At 70.1% G+C, this 301-nt stretch carries 1 protein-coding gene; it reads left to right on the forward strand.

What is annotated here, in order from left to right; all coding sequences use genetic code 11:
• Positions 1-301, forward strand: a 301-nt coding sequence (locus MKK65_RS18575; protein WP_409565453.1) for a sugar transferase, incomplete at both ends; no start/stop codon positions are given.

The following is a 301-nucleotide window of genomic DNA, read 5'->3' on the forward strand; positions in this document are numbered from 1 at the left end:
GGTGCTGTGTTGGGCAGGCGACTGCACGACGCCGCTGTTCCGGCACCTGCTGGTCGGCCGGGACGAACGCAGCTTCGGCGGCTTTAAGTTCCGCTCAATGGTCACGGACGGCGCGGGCGTGCTGGCTGCGCATCTGGCCGCCAGCCCGCGGGCCCGGGCAGAATGGGCCGCTACGCACAAGATTTCCGACGACCCGAGCATCACCGCCATCGGCCAAGTGCTGCGCACGACCTCGCTGGACGAGCTGCCGCAGCTGTGGAACGTCCTGCGCGGCGAGATGAGCCTGGTCGGGCCGCGACCG

The sequence above is a fragment of the Methylobacterium sp. J-001 genome, assembly GCF_022829565.1.
Taxonomy (GTDB): Bacteria; Pseudomonadota; Alphaproteobacteria; order Rhizobiales; family Beijerinckiaceae; genus Methylobacterium.